The organism is Microbispora sp. NPDC049125 (genome assembly GCF_040802045.1).
In the GTDB taxonomy this organism is placed as follows: Bacteria; Actinomycetota; Actinomycetes; order Streptosporangiales; family Streptosporangiaceae; genus Microbispora.
The window spans coordinates 106961-125900 of the sequence record NZ_JBEZDW010000024.1; the positions used below are offsets into that span (position 1 = coordinate 106961).

Consider the following 18940-nt stretch of genomic DNA (forward strand, 5'->3'; position numbering starts at 1 on the left):
CGGAGGAAGCGGGTTAGGCTCGGCCTGTGCCCACCTACGTCGCCGTGGATCTCGGGGCCGACAGCGGCCGGGTGCTCGCAGGGGAGTTCGACGGTGAGCGTCTCGCGGTCAGCGAGGCGCACCGCTTCGCCAACGTGCCGGTACGGGTGCTCGGCGGCCTGCACTGGGACGTCCTGCGCCTGCTGGCGGACGTCCGCGACGGCATCGCGCGGGTCGCGGCCGACCGCCGGATCACGAGCGTCGGCGTCGACGCGTGGGGCAACGACTTCGGGCTCGTCGACCGTGACCTCCGGCTCCTGGCCAACCCCCGCCACCACCGCGATCCGTACACCGCCGGCCTGACCGATCTGGTCTCCTCCCAGGAGCAGTACGAGGTGACCGGCGTGCAGCCCCTGCCCATCAACACGGCCTGCCAGCTGCTGGCGCATGTCACGTCACCGCTGCTGGGGGCGGCCGACCGGCTGGTCATGCTGCCCGACCTGTTCACCCTCTGGCTGAGCGGCGAGGTGCTGACCGAGCGGACGATCGCGAGCACCAGCCAGCTGCTGGACGCCCGGACCGGCCGCTGGGCGGGCGACCTCATCAGCCGCCTCGGGCTTCCCACGCGCCTGTTCGGCGGCGACGTCGTCGAGCCCGGCACGGTCGCCGGGCCGCTGCTGGACGACTCCGGCCGCCCCGGCGCGGCCCGCGTGGTGGCGGTGGCCGGTCACGACACCGCGTCGGCCGTGGCGGCGCTCCCCGTCACACCGTCATCGGGATCCGCCGGGTACATCTCCTGCGGCACCTGGTCGCTGGTCGGTGTGGAGACCGGCGCGCCGATCACCTCCCGGGAGTCGAGGCTCGCCGGCTTCACCAACGAGGGCGGCGTGCTGGGGACCGTGCGGTTCCTGCGCAACCTCAACGGCCTGTGGCTGCTCCAGGAGTGCCGCCGGGCGTGGGGGACGCGGGCGTCCTACGCGGACCTGGTGGCGGAGGCCGCCACCTCGCCCGCCTTCGGGCCCCTGATCGACCCGGGTCATCTGGGATTCCTGGAGCCGGGGGACATGCCGGCCAGAGTCGCGGCCTTCTGCCGCTCGACCGGCCAGCCGGTGCCCGAGGGCCGGGCCGAGACGGTGCGCTGCATATTGGAGAGCCTGGCGTGCTCCTACCGCCTGGCCCTGGAGCAGGCGGAGGCCCTCACCGGCCTGCCGGTGGAGGCCGTGCATCTCGTGGGAGGCGGCGCGGCCAGCGACACCCTCTGCCAGCTCACGGCCGACCTCGGCGGCCGGCCGGTGCTCGCCGGGCCGGTCGAGGCGACCGGCATCGGCAACCTGCTCGTGCAGGTCATGGCCTGCGGCGGCCTCGGCTCCCTCGCCGACCTGCGCGAGGTGGTCCGCCGGTCGTTCCCGCCCCGGCCGTTCGTCCCCGACGGCAGGCGGGAGCCGTACGAGGCGGCGTACGAGCGGTTCCGGCTGCTGACCGGTATTGACAGCTTCTGGAGTAAAGTAGCCCAGACGAGCCTCACGACAGATGGGTGACCCCACTTCCATGCTGATCGCAGAGCGGCGGCAACGCATCCTGGAGCACGTGCACTCGCGGGGGTTCGCGTCGTTCCGGGAGCTCGCGGACGCCTTGGGCACGTCGGAGTCGACGGTCCGGCGGGACCTGCGGTCGCTGATCGGCGAGGGCCTGCTCCGCGCCACGCGCGGCGGCGTGGCCCAGACGGCCAATGCCGCGTCGCCCTTCCCGGCCGCCGACGCCGCACTGGCCGCGGGTGACGTGGTGGCGGCGGAGCGCGAGGCCATCGCGGCCCACGCGGCCACGCTCGTCGAGCCCGGCACCGCGATCCTGCTCGGCCCCGGGCGGACCACCGCCGCGCTGGCACGGCGGCTCGCCGAGATGCCGTCCCTCACCGTGGTCACCAACTCGATCCGGGTCGTCGATGCTCTGATCGACGCGCCCCAGGTGGAGGTCGTCGTCGTGGGCGGGGCGCTGCGCCGGTCCATCCACGCCTTCGTCGGGCCCATCACCGAGCAGAACCTGGAGGGCCTGCGCGGCGCGCAGACCTTCCTGTCCGGGGACGGGGTGACCCCGGAGCGCGGCCTCACCACGCCCAACGTCTTCGCCGCCGCCACCGACCAGGCCTTCGCCGCCGCCGGGCGCGAGGTCGTCGTCCTGGCCGACCATTCCAAGATCGGTCACGACACGATGTGCCAGACCGTGGCCGTCGAGCGGATGAACGTGCTGGTCACGGACCCGAAGGCCGATCCTGTCATGATCGAGCGGCTCGCGGAGGCGCGGGTCGACGTCCAGGTCGCCGACATCAACCGGTGACTTCTGACGCAATATGACACGGATGCGCTCCGTCGTGTAACCGTACGGTAATAGGTATGGCCTGATTGGCGACCTGTTTTCCCAGCTCGGATGGTGCTTTGTGATCGTCGGCTGTGGACGGCGGGCACGACGGGCATTGACATCCCATCTCTTCGCGGGGCTATGATCCCTTCAAGTTCCTGTCAAAAGCGAGCAAATCATGGCAGGAGCGTGCTCATTCCCTCGGAGGGAAGGTCAGCCGATGCCCAAGAGAACGACGTCCGCGACCGTAGCCGGCCTGCTGCTTCTCACACTCGGCGGGTGCGCCAAGTCCGTCGGCGACGGCGCCGCCGCCCCCGCGTCCGCGGGGCAACAGGTGCAGGCCACCACGGGCGGGGAGTCGCTGTGCACTCCGAAGGCGTACGGCGGCGGGGTTCCCACGGTGGACCTGAAGGGGGTCACGGTCGGATTCGCCCAGTCGGAGAAGGAGGCGAACCCGTTCCGGATCACCGAGACGCGGTCCGTCAAGGACGAGGCGGCCAAGCGCGGCATCAAGCTGATCACCACCAACGCGCAGTCGGACCTCAACAAGGAGATCGCCGACATCCAGGGGATGATCGCCCAGGGCGCCAAGGTGCTGATCATCTCCCCGCTCAACTCCGAGGGGCTCGACCCCGCGCTGAAGGCGGCCCAGGACGCCAAGGTGCCGATCATGACGATCGACCGGCTGCTCACCACCAAGAAGGCCTGCACCGACTACATCGGCTGGATCGGCTCCGACTTCGTCAAGCAGGGGGCGCGGGCGGCAGACGCGATGATCAAGGCGACGGGTGACAAGGGCGACGTCGCGATCCTGCTCGGCGCGTCAGGGGTCAACGTGACCGTCGACCGGACGAAGGGGTTCAAGGACCGGCTCGCCGCGAAGAACAGCGGGCTGAAGGTGGTGGCGGAGCAGACCGGTGACTTCACCCGGGAGAAGGGCCGCGCGGTCACCGAGCAGCTCATCTCCGCCAACCCCGGCATCAACGCCATATACGCGGAGAACGACGAGATGGCGCTGGGCGCGGTGGCGGCCCTCAAGGCGGCGGGCAGGAAGCCGGGAGACGTCAAGATCGTGACCATCGACGGCACCCGGGGCGCGGTCCAGGGCATCGTGGACGGCTGGGTCGCCGCGGTCATCGAGTCCAACCCGCGGTTCGGGCCGCTGGCGTTCCAGGCGCTCGAGGACTTCTACGCGGGCAAGGGCGTGCCGGCGAAGACGATCATCTCCGACAAGGAGTACACCGCCGAGAACGCCGAGGCCGAGCTGCCGAACGCCTACTGAGCCCCGGAGGCGGCCGTACCTCCGGGAACGGGACCGCCTCCACGACGTCCGGGAGCGGCACATGGATGAGCCGGTGTGCGAGGTGCGCGACATCTCGAAACGGTTCGGCGGCGTCCTCGCCCTCGACCGTGTCTCCTTGCGGCTCGACGCCGGCGAGGCGCACGCGCTCGTGGGTGAGAACGGCGCAGGGAAGTCCACTCTGATCAAGATCCTCACGGGGGTGCACCGGCCGGACGGCGGCACGGTGCGCCACCTCGGCCGCGCGGTCTCGTTCGCCCGGCCACGCGACGCGCAGGAGGCCGGGATCAGCACCATCTACCAGGAGGTGAACCTCGCGCCGCTGCTGAGCGTGGCGCACAACCTCTTCCTGGGCAGGGAGCCGGTCAACCGGCTCGGGCTGCTCGATCACGGCCGGATGCGGCGCGAGGCGTCCGAGCTGCTCGCACGGTACGGCGTAACCGTCGACGTGCGCCGGCCGCTGCGCGAGCTGGGCCTCGGCATCCGGCAGATGGTCGCCGTCGCCAGGGCCGTCAGCACCCGGGCACGGGTGGTGATCATGGATGAGCCCACGTCGTCGCTGGCGCCACGGGAGGTGGACCTGCTCACGAGCGTGATCGACATGCTGCGTGAGCAGGACATCGCGGTCCTCTACGTGACCCACAAGCTGGACGAGGTCTTCCGCGTCTGCCGGCGGGTGAGCGTCCTGCGTGACGGGCGCCTGGTCCACACCGGCCCTGTGTCCGGCACCACCAGGATCGGCCTGGTCGCGACCATGCTGGGCCGGCCCGTGGCCGAAGTGCGCAGGCACGGCGTGACGAGCTTCCGCGAGGCACACCAGGTGCGCGGGGCGGAGCCGGTGCTGCGCGCCGAGGGCCTCGTGCGGGGGCACGTGCTGAACGACGTCTCGGTCGAGGTGCGCCCGGGAGAGGTCGTCGGGCTGGCGGGGCTGCTCGGGTCGGGGCGGTCGGAGACCGCCAGAGCCGTATTCGGCGCCGATCCGCTCGACGCGGGGACGGTGACGGTGGACGGCCGCATGCGGCGGCGGTGGAATCCCGGCGCCGCGATCCGCTCCGGCGTCTGCATGGTGCCGGAGGACCGCAAGGCGGACGGCATCGTGCCCGGGCTGTCGGTGCGCGACAACATCACGCTGGCGGCGCTGCCCCGGCTCACCCGGGCCGGGCTGGTCTCGCGGGGAGCCAGGGACCGGATCGTCGAGACGTTCGTCCGGCGCCTGGGGATCAAGGTGTCCTCGCCCGACCAGAAGGTGGGCGAGCTGTCCGGGGGCAACCAGCAGAAGGTGCTGCTCGCCCGGATGATGTGCCTGCATCCCAAGGTGCTGATCCTCGACGAGCCCACCCGGGGCATCGACGTCGGCGCCAAGGCGGAGATCCAGGCGCTGATCGACGAGCTCGCGGAAAGCGGCCTCGGCGTCCTGCTGGTGTCGGAGCTTGAGGAGATCGTCGAGGGCGCCGGCACCGTGCTGGTCCTGCGCGACGGGACGGCGGCCGGCGTGCTGCGGGGCGACGAGATCGGCGAGCACCGGATCATGGAGCTGATCGCCTCCGCCGCCCCGGAGAAGCCCGCCCACGACCCCGCGTACGAGCCCGTGAACGAGCCCCCGGACGAGCCCTCGGACGAGCCCCCGGACGAGCCTTCGTACGAGCCCGCGCGTGAGCATGGCGGCGACCTCGGTGACGGGCGCGGCGATGAGTGAGGCGCTCACGTCCGGGAGGACGGCGAGAGCGGCGCGGCTGCGCCTGCCGGACCACGGGGTCTATCTGGCCCTCGGCGCCCTGCTGCTGTTCAACCTGCTGTTCACGGCCAACTTCGCGACGGTCGCCAACCTGCGGCTGCAACTCGTCCAGGTGGCGCCGGTGGCGATCGTCGCCCTCGGCATGGCCCTGGTCATCGGCACCGAGGGCATCGACCTGTCGGTGGGCTCGACGATGGCGATCGCGGCCGCGCTGCTGCCGCTCTACCTCGGGTACGGCCCATGGCCCGCGATCGGCGTCGCCGTGCTCGCCGGGGCCTTCATCGGGCTCGTCAACGGAGGTCTGGTCGCGTACGGCATCCAGCCGATCATCGCCACCCTCGGGCTGCTCGTGGCCGGCCGGGGAGTCGCGCTCGTGCTGGCGGACGGCCGGCTGGTCGAGATCTTCGACCCCACGCTGGCCGCCATCGGAGGCGGCCAGGTGCTCGGGGTGCCGGTGCCCGTGCTCGCCGCCCTCGGGCTCGCCTGCGCCGCCGGTTTCGTCCTGCGGCGGGGCGCGTTCGGCCGCAGGGTGGTCGCGGTGGGCGGCAACCGCGCCGCCGCCGTGCTGGCCGGCCTGCCGGTCCGGCGGACCCTGATCACGGTCTACGTGATCAGCGGCCTGCTCGCCGCCGTGGCCGGAGTGCTCACCACCGGACGGCAGGGCGCCAGCGATCCCTCGTTCACCGGCCTGCTGATCGAGCTGAGCGCGATCACGGCGGTGGTCGTGGGGGGCACGCCGCTCGCCGGAGGCCGGGTCCGGGTTCTCGGCACGCTGGTGGGGGCGCTGCTGATGCAGCTCATCATCGCCACGGTCATCCAGCACGACCTGCACGACTCGACCGCCCGCATGATCCAGGCGGCGATCATCGTGGCCGCCGTACACGCCCAGCGGGATCGGAGCGGCACGTGACGACCGGTCAGGCGCGCCGCGCCGCACCCCCGCTCCCGGCCGCCAGCGGGAGGGGGGCGGCTCTGGCCCAGCGGCACGGGGCCGCGCTGGTGCTTCTCGTCGTCGTCCTTCTGGGGTCGCTGGCCTTCGGCGACAGATTCTTCGGCCTGGGCAACCTCGGCACAATCGCGCTGGACGGCTCCTCCCTGGTCCTCATCGCGACGGGGATGACGTTCGTGATCGTCTCCGGCGGCATCGACCTGTCCGTCGGATCGGTCCTGGCGCTCGCCGGGGTGCTGTCCGCGTACGGCTCACGCTGGGGGACGGCGGGCGCTGTGCTGCTCCCGCTCGTGGTCTGCGGGCTGATCGGCCTGGTCAACGGTCTGCTGGTGGGACGGGCCCGGCTCGCGCCGTTCGTCGTCACGCTGGCGACGCTGCTGTTCGCCAGGGGCCTCGCCTTCGCGGTCTCCCAGGAGGGAAACCAGGTCTACATCATCCCCGGCGACCTGGTCGTCACCCGGGCCGGGCAGGCCACCGTGCTCGGCGTCGGGGTCCCGGTGCTGATCGCCCTGGCCGTCTTCGCGGCCGGCGTCGTCGCGCTCAACCGGACCCGGTTCGGCCTGTGGGTGTTCGCCGTCGGCAACGGCGGCGACGCGGCCGGCCTCATGGGTCTTCCCGTCACCCGGGTCAAGGCCGGGGTCTACGTGCTGAGCTCGCTGCTGGCCGGGCTCGCGGGCGTCCTCATCGCCGCGCAGACCGCCTCCGGGCTCCCGACCCTCGGCGAGGGCAGGGAGCTGGAGGCCATCGCGGCCGTGGTGATCGGCGGCACGCTGCTCAGCGGCGGATCGGGGTCCCTCGGCGGGACGCTCGCCGGAGTGCTGCTGCTCAAGGTGATCCAGAACCTGATCAACCAGGTGGGCACGCTCAGCTCGTACTACCAGCAGGTGGTCGGCGGCGCCTTCCTCGTCCTGGTCGTGCTCGTCCAGGCCGCACTGGCAAGGAGGAGACAACTGTGACCGAACCCCGGACCAGGGTGGCCGTGGTGGGCACCGGCGACTGGTGGGGATTCCACCACGCCCGGGTCTTCTCCTCCCGGGACGACGCCGAGCTGTGCGCGATCGTCGGGCGTACCGAGCGGCGCACGGCCGACCGGGCCGGGCGGTTCGGTGTGCGCCCCTACCTCGACGTCGAGGAGATGATCGACCGTGAACGCCCCGACCTGATCTCCGTCTGCCTTCCCAACGAGGGCCACTTCGCCACCACCCTGCTCCTGGTCCGCTCGGGAATCCCGCTGCTCGTGGAGAAGCCGCTGGTCTTCTCGCTCGACGAGGCCGACGTACTGATCGCCGAGGCCGAGGCCCGGGGGCTGTTCTTCGCCATCAACTTCAACCACCGCTACGCCCGGCCGGTACGGCTGGCGGCTGACGCCATCGAACGCGGCGAGCTGGGGCGGGTGGTCTTCGCGACGTGGCGTTTCGGCGGGGAGGCCGGCACGAGCCTGCATCCGCACGCCAACCTCATCGAGACCCAGTGTCACGGCTTCGACATGGTGGAGCACCTGTGCGGCCCGATCGCCTCGGTCGCGGCCCAGATGACCGGCGGGCCGCCGTACACGACGATGGCGATCGCGGTGCGCTTCGTGAGCGGGGCGGTCGGCACGCTGCTCGGCACGTACGACTCGTCGTACGCCTATCCGGGGACTCACCTGCTGGAGATCAACGGGACCGGCGGACGCGTCCTCGTGGAGGACACCGTCCGCCGCTACACCTACTCCTCCGCAGGCGACGAGATGAGCCGGGTCTGGCAGGCGGGCTACTTCAACGACGACGACAGGGGCTTCCACGCCACCTTCGACCGGCACGTCGACGAGGTGCTCCAGGCGCTCCGCAGCGGCGGCCCGCCGCCGGTTCACGCCCGCGCGGGCCGTCGCGCGCTCGCGCTTGCCCACGCCGTCATCCGTTCGTTCGAGTCGGGAAAGCGGGTGGACACCGTCCCTGACACCCCGGCGTACGGCCGGGATGGCGGGCCGTACGCCGGGCCGGACGGCGGGGACGCCGTGCGGGATGGCGGCGTGGCGGACGGCGGGGACGCCGTGCGGGACGGGGGTGCGGCGTGACCGCCGACGCGCGCTCGCTGGGGCGGCTGAGCCACCAGCCGCTCCGCCTGGCGCTCCTGGCCATCCGGCTCGGGCCGGCGCTGATGCTGCCGGCCCTGATCCTGATCATGAGCGTCCTGACGCCCGCGTTCCTCACCACGCTGAACCTGGGCAACGTGCTGGCGCAGAGCGCGGTGATCGCGGTGCTCGCCATCGGCCAGCTCCTCGTCATCCTGACCAGGGGCATCGACCTGTCCGTCGGCTCGACGCTCGCGCTCGCCTCGGTCGTCGGCGCACTCGTCTACTCCGCGGTGCCGTCCGGCCCGGCGGTCATCCTCGCCATGCTGGCCACCGGGATGGCCGTCGGCGCGGTCAACGGGATGGGGTACGTGCTGGGCCGGCTGCCCCATCCGTTCATCGTCACCCTGGCCACGCTGAGCGCCGCCCGCGGCCTCGCCCTGTGGCTGTCGGGCGGGCAGCCCGCGCAGGGGATGCCCGAGGTCATCCAGTCGGTGGGCGGCGGCTCGGCGGGCTGGCTGCCGTACTCGGCGTTCCTGGTCGCCGCGGTCGCGCTGGCCGTCACCGTCCTCCTCACGAGAGTCGTGTGGGGACGGTGGATCTACGCCGTGGGCGGCAACCCGGAAGGGGCGCGGCGCACGGCGATCCCGGTCAACCGCGTCCTCATCTCGGTGTACGTCCTGAGCGGCCTGGCCGCGGGGATCGCCGCCTTCATCACGTCGGGCCGGCTGAACGCCGGATCGCCCACCTTCGGCGACCTGGCGGAGCTCGACTCGATCGCCGCCGTGGTCATCGGAGGCGCGAGCTTCCTCGGCGGCCGGGGCAACGTCGGCAACGCGCTCGTGGGAGCACTCATGATCGGAATCATCCGCAACGGTATGAACCTGCTCGACGTCGACGCCTTCCTGCAGCCGATCGTGATCGGTGTCGTCATCGTCGCGGCCGTCGAGGCCGACGTGATACGCGGGCGTCTGGAGAGCCGGTTCCGGGTGGCCCAGGCGGCCCGGTCATGACCTCCGCTCCGGGAGAGCCGGCTCCGCGTGGCGTGGGCGGCCCGGTCGCGCCCCCAGCTCTGGCCGTACGCGCCGCGACGAAGCGTTTCGGCGCGGTGGTGGCTCTCGACGGCGTCGACCTGGAGGTCCGGCCCGGCGAGGTGCTGGCCCTGCTCGGCGACAACGGCGCGGGCAAGTCCACGCTGATCAAATGCGTCAGCGGCGTGCACAGGCTGGACTCCGGGTCCATCGAGATGGGCGGAGTCCCGGTGACGATGGGCTCTCCCACGGCCGCCAGGGCGTTGGGGATCGAGACGGTCTACCAGGACCTCGCGCTGTTCGACAACCTTGACCCGGCCGCCAACTTCTACGCGGGCCGGGAGCTCGCCGGGCCCAGGTGGCTCCCGCCCGGCCTGCGGGTGCTGCGCCGCAGGGAGATGGCCAGGGCGTCGGCCGAGCTGCTGACCCGCCTCCAGGTGGGGATCGCCGACGCCCGCGCGCCTGTCGGCCTGATGTCCGGAGGCCAGCGCCAGGCGATCGCGGTGGCCCGGGCCGCGGCGTTCGCGTCGAAGGTCGTGATCCTCGACGAGCCGACGGCGGCACTCGGGCTACGGGAGTCGCGGCGGGTGCTGGACCTCATCCTGCGGCTGCGTGACGAAGGCCACGCCGTGATCGTCGTCTCGCACGCCATGGACCACGTGATCGAGGTGGCCGACCGGGCGGCGGTGCTCCGGCGCGGCCGCAAGGTCGGCGAGATGACCCCCACGCCGGACAACCGGCAGGGGATCGTCTCGCTGATCGTCGGAGGTGAGGCCTGATCCTTCTCCGGCCCCGCTCAGGCCCGCTCCGGCCCCCGGCGATCCCGCACACCGCTCTCGGTGAAAGAGATGAGACACGATGACACCCACCCCCCGCCGTGGCGCGCTGGCCCTCGCGCTGGCGTTCGGCCTCGGCGCGTGCTCCACCGCCACTCCGACGACTCAGGCGTCCCCCGGGGCCGCCGACCAGACCATCAAGGTCGGATTTATCACTAAATTCCCCGTCGATTTCTACGACACCATGGTCGACGCGGTGAAGACGTGGAACCGCGACCACCCGGACGTCGAGGTCATCTTCGGCCAGGGCAAGAGCGGCACCGACGACGAGGGGGAGACGGCTCAGATCGAGTCGATGCTCTCCCAGGGCGTCAAGGCGATCGCCATCACGCCCACCAGCCCCAACCTCCAGAACGTGCTGCAGAAGGCCGTGGACGCCGGCGTCAAGGTGGTCCTGATCGACAACGACATCCCCGGGTGGACGGGAAAGTCGTCGGTCGTCGCGACCGACAACCTCGCCGGCGGCAAGCTGGCCGGCCAGTGGCTCGCCGAGCACGTCAAGCCCGGCGGCTCGGTCGCCGTGCTGCAGGGCAGGCTCGGCAACCCCTCGCTGGACGACCGGGTGACCGGCATGCTCTCCACGCTCGGCTCGGGCGTCAAGGTCGTCGCCAAGCCCGCCACCGACTGCGACCAGACCAAGGGGCTCAACGCCACCCAGGACATCCTGGCCGCACACCCCGATGTCTCCGCCGTGTACGGCGCCTGCGGCCCGCCGATCCTCGGCGCGCTCCAGGCGATCAAGTCCGCCGGGAAGAAGCCGGGTGATCTCGTGGTGGTGGGCTTCGACGCCTCACCAGGAGAGCTCACGGCCATCGCCGCGGGTGACGCGGCGGCCTCCGTCGCGCAGTTCCCCGGCAAGATGGGCTCCATCGGCATCGAGACCGCGGTCGCCGCGGCCCGGGGGCAGGCCGTGGCGCCCATGGTCGACACCGGCACCGCCATGGTCACCAAGGAGAACGTGGCCCAGTTCGAATAGCCCGTGAGCCCGTCCGCCGTACGGACAGAAACGTGCGCCCTGCGCACGTGTCCCTGACACCTGTGCGAGGGCGTCACGCGCACGGGGTATGGCCCTAAGTGTTCGTGACGCCCCGGGCCGCCGGGCGCCATCGGTGCCCGATCGCCCGGTGAGAGATCGGGGGATCTCATGCTCAGACGGCTTGTCGTCCTGGTGGCAACGGTGGCCGCGACGACGGTGGGAAGCGCGGTGGCCTTCGCCGCCGCTCCCGACGTCAACGAGCAGGACCGCACCTTCCTGGCCCAGGCCCACCAGGGCAACCTCTTCGAGATCGAGTCGGGGCGCCTCGCCGAGCGGAAGGCGAGCGATCAGGGAGTCAAGGAGGCGGGCACGACGTTCGTCCGGGACCACACCAAGCTCGACGCGAAGGGCGCGCAGGTCGCCGGGCAGCTGGGCGTCGACCTGCCGGGCGGGGTCGGTGCCGAGCAGCAGGCCACGATCGACGAGGTCTCCGGCAAGACCGGAGCCGGCTTCGACCAGGCGTGGGTGGCGGCGCAGATCGCGGCGCACAAGGAGACTCTCGCAGCGGGGCAGAAGGAGGTGGCGGAGGGCTCCTCCGAACAGGTGAAGCAACTCGCGCGGGACGCGGAGCCGGTCGTCAAGCAGCATCTCGACCTGCTCCAGGGCCTACAGAAGGACTGACAGGCGGCATGTGCCACGCCGGGCGGGAGCGCCCGCCCGGCGTGGCGTGTCAAGAAAGGATCTTCACGATCACCCAGATGATGACAGCCCAGGAGGCGATCCCCGCCAAGGTGACGACGGCCAGGCCACGCAGCCGGTAGCGCTTGCCCGGTGAACGGGGGTCCTCGTTCACGTGTCCTCCACAGCGGGGCGCGACTTCCTGGTCCACCCGTGATACCCGACGTCCGGCGCCCATGTCAGGCGATTGGGTAACACACGGAGATGTGTCGGTGACGGAGGATCACGGCGTCTTGTCTACCCTCTGTACACATCTGCCCTCGGAGCGAGGTCTGATGTGCGCATCGGGAAGGCGGATCGCTCAGATGAGGGCACGCGGGTCGGCGTACAGCCGCCGCGAGAGCCGTACGGTGATGAACTCGTCGTTGTCCGCCTTGCCCGGAGTGCGGCCGGAGGAGAACGGGAAGTTGTTGTCGTTCAGCACGGCCAGGGTGCGGTCGTCGAGCAGCGTGACGTCCTCGATCGTCTGGAACGGGAAGCGGAACGTCTTGCCGAAGCCGCCGAGCCCCTTCGGGTTCGCCAGGTTCAGCAGGTCGGCGACGAGCGTCTTGTCCATCACCCCGTCGCCGTCGGCGTCGCGCTTGTCGACGAGGTAGATGCGCTTGAACGCCGCGGCGTCGCCCTGCTCGTTGTCGCGCTCGATCACCAGGAAGCGGTGGTCGTCGACCGCGATGGCGTCGCCGATGGAGTTGGCCGGGGAGGCCAGCCGGTAGGTCCACCGCGTGGAGGCATACTTGCCGCTCTTCAGGTCGAAGTCGTACATGCGCAGGTCACCGGCGGTGTCGCCGTCGACCGTGCCCTCAAGGAGCGGGTAGAGGTGCCGTCCGTCGACCGAACGGGCCATGCCCTCGAAGCCCTTGCTGCTGCGGATGTTCGGCTGGGCGCCGTTCAGGAACGGGTTCTCCGGCGCCGACACCCCCGCGAGCGGCACCGGCGCCTGGAGGAGCCGCCCGGTGGGGGAGAAGTGCAGCAGGAACGGGCCGAACTCGTCGCCGATCCAGTACGTCCCGTCGAACGAGCGCACGATGGACTCGACGTCGAAGTCGGCGCCGGTCAGCACGCGGTCGGGGCGGGTGAGGGGGAAGGTCACGCGCTTGTCGGGGTCGCTCAGGTTGAATCCGCCGACCACCGCGACCTTGCCGGTCCGGGTGTCGGGCTTGATCCGGTGGACCCGCAGCAGGAAGTCGGCGCTGTTGGCCTTGTTGCCGTAACCGTTGTCGGACAGCACGTCGAACGTCCCGTCATGGCGGTTCACGACGCCGCTGAAACCCTGCACGGGCTGGCCGGGGAACGGCGTGGCGACGCCGTTGATAGGCCCGGCCCCGGCGGCCGCCCCGGACGGCTCGCTTCCCGGGACGTACGTCTCCGCGGGGAGGACGGAGAAGCCGGTCAGCCTGGCCTGGCCGAAGCCCTCGCTCCCGTGGTCGGCCAGCGCCGGGGTGGCGGTGCACAGTGCGAGCGCGGCGGCGCCCAACATGATCGAGATTTTTCTCATGCCGCGCACGTTAGGGAGGCCGGATGACAGGTGGTCCAACAACAGACGACCACAGACGGAAGGAAGACTCTTTCCGGTCCGCCCGCCGGTGAGGGCGTTAGGGTGCGGACATGCGGATCTTCACGGACCTCGCCGAGCTCAAGGCGGCCAAGGGGGAGCATCTCGGGTATACCGAGTGGCGCGAGATCACTCAGGACAGGGTGAACCTGTTCGCCGACGCCACCGACGACCACCAGTGGATCCACGTGGACCCCGCGCGTGCCAAGGAGGGGCCGTTCGGGGCGACCATCGCCCACGGGTACCTGTCGCTGGCGCTCCTGCCGTCGTTCACCGCCGAGCTGTTCCGCGTGGACGGCCTGCGCATGGCGGTCAACTACGGGCTGAACAAGGTCCGCTTCCCCCGGCCGGTGCCGGTCGGCTCGCGGATCCGGGCCGGGGCGGAGATCGCCGACGTGAAGGGCACCCCCGCGGGGACCCTCGCCGCTCTCAAGGTGACGGTGGAGGTGGAGGGCGAGACCAGGCCGGCGTGCGTCGCCGAGACCCTCTCGCTCCTGATCTCCGAGGCCTTCTACGCAAGCTCCTGAGCCACCCGGCGGCATGGGCCGGGGGCGGCGTTGCCGGGTTCGCGGCGTGCGCCCCGGGTCGGCGGGTCGAGCGGGTCGGCGGGGCGAGCGGGTCCAGGCAGGGGCGGCGGCGTGGGCGGGTCGGGCTTTTAAGCCGGTCGGCGTGTCAGGCGGGTAAGTCGGGGTCGGGGGGCAGCTCCCGCGCCATGATCGCCGCCTGGACGCGGCTGCGCAGCCCGAGCTTGGCGAGCATCCGGCTGACGTGTGTCTTGGCCGTGGCCTCCGCCATGTCCAGGGCGCGGGCGATCTCCGCGTTGGACAGGCCGCGGCCGACGCAGGCGAGGACCTCCCGTTCCCGCGCCGTCAGGCTCTCGTACGGCCCACGCTCCATCGTACGGACCGTGGCGAAGGCCGCGATCAGCTTGCGCGTCACCGAAGGAGAGATCAGGCCGTCCCCGCGGGCCACCACGCGGACCGCCTCGACCAGCCCGGCGGCGTCGGTGTTCTTGAGCAGGAACCCGGCCGCCCCCGCACGCAGCGCGCCGAAGACGTACTCGTCCAGGTCGAACGTCGTGAGGATCAGGACGTCGGCGACGTCCCGGAGCTCGCGGGTAGCGGAGATGCCGTCGAGCCGGGGCATCCGGACGTCCATCAGCACCACGTCAGGGCGCAGCGCCCTCGCCGACTCCACCGCCGTACGGCCGTCGGATGCCTCGCCGACCACCTCGATGTCCGGCGTCCCCGCGAGGATGAGCACGATCCCGGCACGTACGGCCGCGTGGTCGTCCGCCACCAGGACGCGGATCACGCCGGCTCCTCAACCGGCAGCTCCGCCCGGACCCGCCATCCCGTGATACGCGCTCCGGTGGCGAACGACCCGTCAGGGGCGGACCGCTTTCCGCGCGGCCCTTTCCCGTCGGACGCGCCGGCGTGCGACGAGTTCATATACGGAGTGCCGGTGTGTGATGACCTACCTGAATCACCGGTGCGCGGCGTGTTCGTGTTCGGAGTGTTCAGCCGTGGCGTGTCCATGCGTGGCGTGTTCGTGTTCGGAGTGTTCAGCCGTGGCGTGTCCATGCGTGGCGTGTTCGTGTTCGTGTTCGGCGTGTTCGTGTGCACGGCGGGGCCGTGTGGTCCGGCTGTGAAGGAACCGCCGAGCATGGCGGCTCGCTCCCGCATCCCGATGAGCCCGGCGCCCCCGCCAGGAAGGGCCGGGGGGCCTTCGCCGACCGGATTGTCCACTGTGAGGACGACCCTGCCCCTGCCGTACTCGACGGTCACCTCGGCCGCCACCCCGGTGCCGGCGTCGCCGTGCTTCAGCGCGTTGGTGAGCGCCTCCTGCAGGATGCGGTAGGCGGCCAGGTCCACTGCGGCGGGCAATTCACGGGGGCGTCCGGCCACCGCGAGCCGCACCGGGAGACCTGTGCGCTCGATCAGTTCCGCGGCGTCGGCCAAGCGGGGCCGGACCGGCTCGTCACCTCCCGTGCCGTGATCGCCGCCAGCGCTGCGGTGGCCCCCGAGGGTTGGGGCGCCGCTGGGGCTGTGAAGGCCGTCGTCCGTGTCGCGGAGCAGCCCGATCATGGTGCGCATCTCGGCCATCCCCTGGAGACTGTTCTCTCTGATCGATCGCATGAGCTTCCGTACCGTGTCCGGATCCAGGTCCTCCCGGGACAACAGGGCGGTCGACTGGATCGCGATCGCGCTGAAGTGATTGGCCACGAGATCATGCAGCTCCCGGGCCATGTGGGTGCGCTCGGCGGTGACGGCCGCGCGGCGATCCAACTCCGCCAGGCGGGCGACCTGCTCAGCACGCGCCCGCTCGTTCGCCGCCTGATCCCGGTGTTGCCGGACGATGTTCGCCGTCACGACGGGGGTGATCCCGATCAGGGCGCCCTGCACTCCCAGCCCCGCGAGAGCCCGCCAGTCACCCGTGACGAATCCGCCGACGGCCCCGGTCGTCACCGCGCCCACCGAGGTGATCCACAGAAGCACCCGGCCGAGCGGACGAGGTCCGTACAGGGTGGCCGCGTACAGATTGTCGGTGAAAACCAGCAGTGTGCCGAGCGACGGGCCGATCACCATGTCGGCGGCGAACCCCGCCGTGCCGAGGGCGAGGGCGGCCACCGGCGCGCGCCGCCGTACCGCCACCCCGAAACACGTGGCGGCGAGCGGCAGGAGGAACAGTCCTTCGGGGGGTCCGCGGTGTACGTATGCCCCGCTCGCCAGCAGGATGGCCCCGGCGGCGAACGTGGCGACGGCGATAAGGGCGTCACGTACGAGGGGAGTCGGGCGAGTCATCGCATCCATCACACCATCCGCCGCCCCTCGCCGGCTCCTCCCAGATGCGGGGCTGTGGATACATCGAACGGCGTACGCACGATCATCAGCGGCGACGATGCCGGAGACCGCGCGGTGGGCGAGCGTGGAAGCCGGGAGGTGATGGAGTGCTCGCCGTCGTCATCGGATGTGAGATCGGCTTCTGGGTGCTGCTCGCCGCCGGGTTGCTGCTGCGGTACGCCCTGCGGCTGCGCCGGGCAAGCGGGATGGTGCTGCTGTGTGTCCCGCTCGTCGACGTGATGCTCCTGGTCGCCGCGGTCGTGGACATGCGATCGTCGGCCACGGTGGCCACCTGGCAGCATGGGCTGGCGGCGGCGTACCTGGCGTAATTCAGTGGTTTTCGGCCACCGTACGATCAGGTGGGCCGACGAGTGGGTCTCCCATCGTTTCGCCGGCGGCCCTCCGCCGCGCAGACCCCCGTCGGGGGGGATGGCCCGCGCCCGCTACGAGTGGGGGATCTGGCTTCGCATCGTGCTCGCGTACGGCATCGCGTGCGCCGTGCTGCTTGTGGCGATCTGGCTGGTCGGAGACCCGGCTCGTACCGCTGCCCTGCCGGCGTTCATGGCGGGGTTGGCGAAGGTGCCGGTGATCGCCCTCATCTGGCCGGTCAGCTATACCTTGTGGCCCAAGAAGATCAGGGAGTCGTCATGACGGCTTGACCTGCAGGGGCATGATTTATTGGCTCAAGCGTAGGTGTGAGGTCTGGTAGAGTTACACCCGTTGCCAATCACCGCAGGTGATCCCGGCATCGAGCGGCCGTAGCTCAATGGATAGAGCATCTGACTACGGATCAGAAGGTTGGGGGTTCGAGTCCTCCCGGCCGCGCACACCACAGAAGGCCCGTGACCAGGGAAAACCTGGAAACGGGCCTTCCTGCGTTTCAGATCATTTAGTCAGTCTGCTAACACCCTTGCTAACGGGGGCTTCAGGATGGCGAGCGCATGTCCAAGGTGGCCGGAGTCAGCTACGAGAACTCCGGCCGCCATCTCTACCCTGGCGGTCTCCTGGAAGTCAGTCTCGGCTGTTCAAGATGCTGATCAACCAACTGACTAAGGCGTGGCTCGCGCCGCTGAGCACGCCACGCACAGCGGCACCGATCAAGGCCAGACGCTCGGCTTGGGTGGCATTGTCGCGATGGGCAGTCATGTCGTTATCTCCTCGGTTCGCGTTGAAGGGGCTGTATCAACCATGCGGCCGGCGCCGAAGTACCCGAGTGATAGCTGGCACCGGTACAGACGACCTGACGTTGGCGTACGGTGAGTCGTGTCTGGCTGGCCATGAGACGATGTCTACTGACATGACCTGACAAGACCTGACGGAGATGCCCGGTGGTAGGTGTTCGGATGCCGGACGAGCGGCAGTTGCCGTCCGGTCCACGCCGGGGCCTCACCGCCGCCCTGCACGATCTTTATGCGCTTGCGGGTAAGCCTGCCGTTCGCAAGATCAGTACCCGCATCCGCGAACGAGATGATCTTCCGGGGACCTTGAGTCACGAAGGTGTGAGTGCGGTATTGCGTGGCGTTACCTTGCCGCGCTGGGACAACCTAGAGTCACTAGTTCGCGTTCTCGTCGAGCAGCAGCGTGTTGGCGAGGCGGACGTCGAGATGGTCGTGATGCACATCCACACCCTTTGGCGCGCAGCCGATGGGGGTCCGGTGCTGAACGGATCTCCGCTAGTACCTTCCGCTATCCCGGAGACTGGACGGAATCAGGAGGTGGCCCCGGCCGAACATGCTCCTCAGGGTGTGGCGGATTCTGCTGACCCCAGCGAGGAGATGACGCCGCAGATGCCGGCGCAGGCTCTGCTCCTCCGGTTGAGGGCCCGTCAGCAGACGATCGACGTTTTCGATCGCGAAGTCGCGGTGGAAATCATCAAGAGAGTGGGGGGTGCCAATGACGCAACGTGATGGTGCATCCTCTGCCTGGGGTCAGTTCGAGCAGGGTGGGAACCTTAACGAGGCCATAGCCGTCGCGAGACAAGCGATCGTGACTGCGGCTGACGATCACGATCGGGCGGGCCTGCTTAATCGCTTGGGAGAGTTGCTATACAGACGGTTTGAGTGGACGGGCGAACTTATCGATCTTGATGAGGCTATCGCTGTCGTGAGACAGGCGATCCAGAATGCGCCGCCGCACCGTGTTGATCAGGTGACTTTCCTCAACAATCTTGCTAGTTCGCTCCGTACGCGATTCAAGTGGACCGGGGAAGTCGCTGACCTGTATCAGGCGATCGATATCGCCCGGAAGGCCGTTGAGGTCAGCCCTGCCCGCGGCCCCCAGTATCCGGCGGTCCTGAGTAATTTGGGTGCGATGTTGTCGGAAGTCGGGCAGTTGGATGAGGCGTTGGGGGTGGCGCAGGAGGCCGTAGCAATTCGTAGGCGCCTGGTGGAGCTGAGTCCTGAGGCTTATGAGCCCGATCTGGCGATGTCGCTGAGTAATTTGGGTGCGATGTTGTCGGAAGTCGGGCGGTTGGATGAGGCGTTGTGGGTGGCGCGGGAGGCCGTAGCAATTCGTAGGCGCCTGGTGGAGCTGAGTCCTAAGGCTTATGAGCCCGATCTGGCGATGTCGCTGAGTAATTTGGGTGCGATGTTGT

General features: G+C 70.2%; 21 protein-coding genes and 1 tRNA gene. 17 read left to right on the forward strand and 5 right to left on the reverse strand.

Going from position 1 to position 18940, the window contains the following annotated elements:
- Positions 1 to 26: 26 nt before the first annotated feature.
- The 11 genes from AB0B72_RS25770 (at position 27) to AB0B72_RS25820 (ending at position 11895) form a co-directional block, all read left to right on the forward strand.
- Positions 27 to 1517, forward strand: coding sequence for a rhamnulokinase family protein (locus AB0B72_RS25770; protein ID WP_367741511.1), 1491 nt, complete (start codon positions 27 to 29; stop codon positions 1515 to 1517).
- A complete protein-coding gene (locus tag AB0B72_RS25775; protein ID WP_367741512.1) occupies positions 1510 to 2313 on the forward strand; it encodes a DeoR/GlpR family DNA-binding transcription regulator in 804 nt (267 codons plus the stop codon). Before AB0B72_RS25770 ends, AB0B72_RS25775 begins: the two co-directional genes overlap by 8 nt.
- 241 nt (positions 2314 to 2554) lie before the next feature.
- Positions 2555 to 3616: an ABC transporter substrate-binding protein gene (locus tag AB0B72_RS25780; protein WP_367741514.1), complete on the forward strand. Its 1062-nt coding sequence runs from the start codon at positions 2555 to 2557 to the stop codon at positions 3614 to 3616.
- 61 nt (positions 3617 to 3677) lie between these two features.
- Positions 3678 to 5330: a sugar ABC transporter ATP-binding protein gene (locus AB0B72_RS25785; RefSeq protein ID WP_367741515.1), complete on the forward strand. Its 1653-nt coding sequence runs from the start codon at positions 3678 to 3680 to the stop codon at positions 5328 to 5330.
- Complete coding sequence (locus tag AB0B72_RS25790) at positions 5293 to 6279, forward strand: ABC transporter permease (RefSeq protein WP_367741546.1); 987 nt, start codon at positions 5293 to 5295, stop codon at positions 6277 to 6279. The genes AB0B72_RS25785 and AB0B72_RS25790 overlap by 38 nt, the downstream gene beginning before the upstream one ends.
- Complete coding sequence (locus tag AB0B72_RS25795; protein WP_367741516.1) at positions 6276 to 7274, forward strand: ABC transporter permease; 999 nt, start codon at positions 6276 to 6278, stop codon at positions 7272 to 7274. The genes AB0B72_RS25790 and AB0B72_RS25795 overlap by 4 nt, the downstream gene beginning before the upstream one ends.
- The gene (locus AB0B72_RS25800; protein ID WP_367741517.1) at positions 7271 to 8374 is read left to right on the forward strand and encodes a Gfo/Idh/MocA family protein; all 1104 of its coding nucleotides are present in this window, start codon (positions 7271 to 7273) and stop codon (positions 8372 to 8374) included. The genes AB0B72_RS25795 and AB0B72_RS25800 overlap by 4 nt, the downstream gene beginning before the upstream one ends.
- Positions 8371 to 9384 (forward strand): ABC transporter permease, encoded by a 1014-nt coding sequence (locus AB0B72_RS25805; RefSeq protein ID WP_367741518.1) that lies wholly within the window; start codon positions 8371 to 8373, stop codon positions 9382 to 9384. The genes AB0B72_RS25800 and AB0B72_RS25805 overlap by 4 nt, the downstream gene beginning before the upstream one ends.
- Entirely contained in the window at positions 9381 to 10181 is an 801-nt protein-coding gene (locus AB0B72_RS25810) for an ATP-binding cassette domain-containing protein (RefSeq protein ID WP_367741519.1), read from the forward strand. The genes AB0B72_RS25805 and AB0B72_RS25810 overlap by 4 nt, the downstream gene beginning before the upstream one ends.
- Positions 10182 to 10260: 79 nt before the next feature.
- Positions 10261 to 11214: a sugar ABC transporter substrate-binding protein gene (locus AB0B72_RS25815; RefSeq protein WP_367741520.1), complete on the forward strand. Its 954-nt coding sequence runs from the start codon at positions 10261 to 10263 to the stop codon at positions 11212 to 11214.
- 168 nt (positions 11215 to 11382) lie between these two features.
- On the forward strand, positions 11383 to 11895 hold the full coding sequence (locus AB0B72_RS25820) for a DUF4142 domain-containing protein (RefSeq protein ID WP_367741521.1): 513 nt from the start codon (positions 11383 to 11385) through the stop codon (positions 11893 to 11895).
- 49 nt (positions 11896 to 11944) lie between these two features.
- Here AB0B72_RS25820 and AB0B72_RS25825 read toward each other — a convergent pair whose 3' ends face one another.
- Complete coding sequence (locus AB0B72_RS25825) at positions 11945 to 12067, reverse strand: hypothetical protein (protein ID WP_367741522.1); 123 nt, start codon at positions 12065 to 12067, stop codon at positions 11945 to 11947.
- Between the two features lie 186 nt (positions 12068 to 12253).
- On the reverse strand, positions 12254 to 13447 hold the full coding sequence (locus AB0B72_RS25830) for an esterase-like activity of phytase family protein (RefSeq protein WP_367741523.1): 1194 nt from the start codon (positions 13445 to 13447) through the stop codon (positions 12254 to 12256).
- Between the two features lie 110 nt (positions 13448 to 13557).
- Here AB0B72_RS25830 and AB0B72_RS25835 point away from each other — a divergent pair, with 110 nt between their 5' ends.
- Positions 13558 to 14031, forward strand: a complete 474-nt coding sequence (locus AB0B72_RS25835) for a MaoC family dehydratase (RefSeq protein ID WP_367741524.1) — start codon at positions 13558 to 13560, stop codon at positions 14029 to 14031.
- Between the two features lie 145 nt (positions 14032 to 14176).
- Here AB0B72_RS25835 and AB0B72_RS25840 read toward each other — a convergent pair whose 3' ends face one another.
- Both AB0B72_RS25840 and AB0B72_RS25845 read right to left on the reverse strand, forming a co-directional pair.
- Entirely contained in the window at positions 14177 to 14818 is a 642-nt protein-coding gene (locus AB0B72_RS25840) for a response regulator (protein WP_367741525.1), read from the reverse strand.
- Entirely contained in the window at positions 14815 to 16308 is a 1494-nt protein-coding gene (locus tag AB0B72_RS25845; protein ID WP_367741526.1) for a histidine kinase, read from the reverse strand. Before AB0B72_RS25845 ends, AB0B72_RS25840 begins: the two co-directional genes overlap by 4 nt.
- Before the next feature lie 146 nt (positions 16309 to 16454).
- Between AB0B72_RS25845 and AB0B72_RS25850 the strand changes: the two genes are divergently transcribed.
- The 3 genes from AB0B72_RS25850 (at position 16455) to AB0B72_RS25860 (ending at position 17172) form a co-directional block, all read left to right on the forward strand.
- On the forward strand, positions 16455 to 16676 hold the full coding sequence (locus AB0B72_RS25850) for a hypothetical protein (protein ID WP_367741527.1): 222 nt from the start codon (positions 16455 to 16457) through the stop codon (positions 16674 to 16676).
- A 4-nt stretch (positions 16677 to 16680) separates the two neighbouring features.
- Positions 16681 to 16998 (forward strand): hypothetical protein, encoded by a 318-nt coding sequence (locus AB0B72_RS25855; protein ID WP_367741528.1) that lies wholly within the window; start codon positions 16681 to 16683, stop codon positions 16996 to 16998.
- A gap of 101 nt (positions 16999 to 17099) precedes the next feature.
- A tRNA-Arg gene (locus AB0B72_RS25860) sits at positions 17100 to 17172 on the forward strand.
- A 186-nt stretch (positions 17173 to 17358) separates the two neighbouring features.
- Here the strand turns inward: AB0B72_RS25860 and AB0B72_RS25865 are convergent.
- On the reverse strand, positions 17359 to 17493 hold the full coding sequence (locus tag AB0B72_RS25865) for a hypothetical protein (protein ID WP_367741529.1): 135 nt from the start codon (positions 17491 to 17493) through the stop codon (positions 17359 to 17361).
- 197 nt (positions 17494 to 17690) lie between these two features.
- On the opposite strand from AB0B72_RS25865, the gene AB0B72_RS25870 reads away from it, so the two are divergent.
- A complete protein-coding gene (locus tag AB0B72_RS25870) occupies positions 17691 to 18254 on the forward strand; it encodes a hypothetical protein (protein ID WP_367741530.1) in 564 nt (187 codons plus the stop codon).
- On the forward strand, positions 18241 to 18940 hold a 700-nt coding region (locus AB0B72_RS25875; protein ID WP_367741531.1), incomplete at its 3' end, for a tetratricopeptide repeat protein. The genes AB0B72_RS25870 and AB0B72_RS25875, both read left to right, overlap by 14 nt.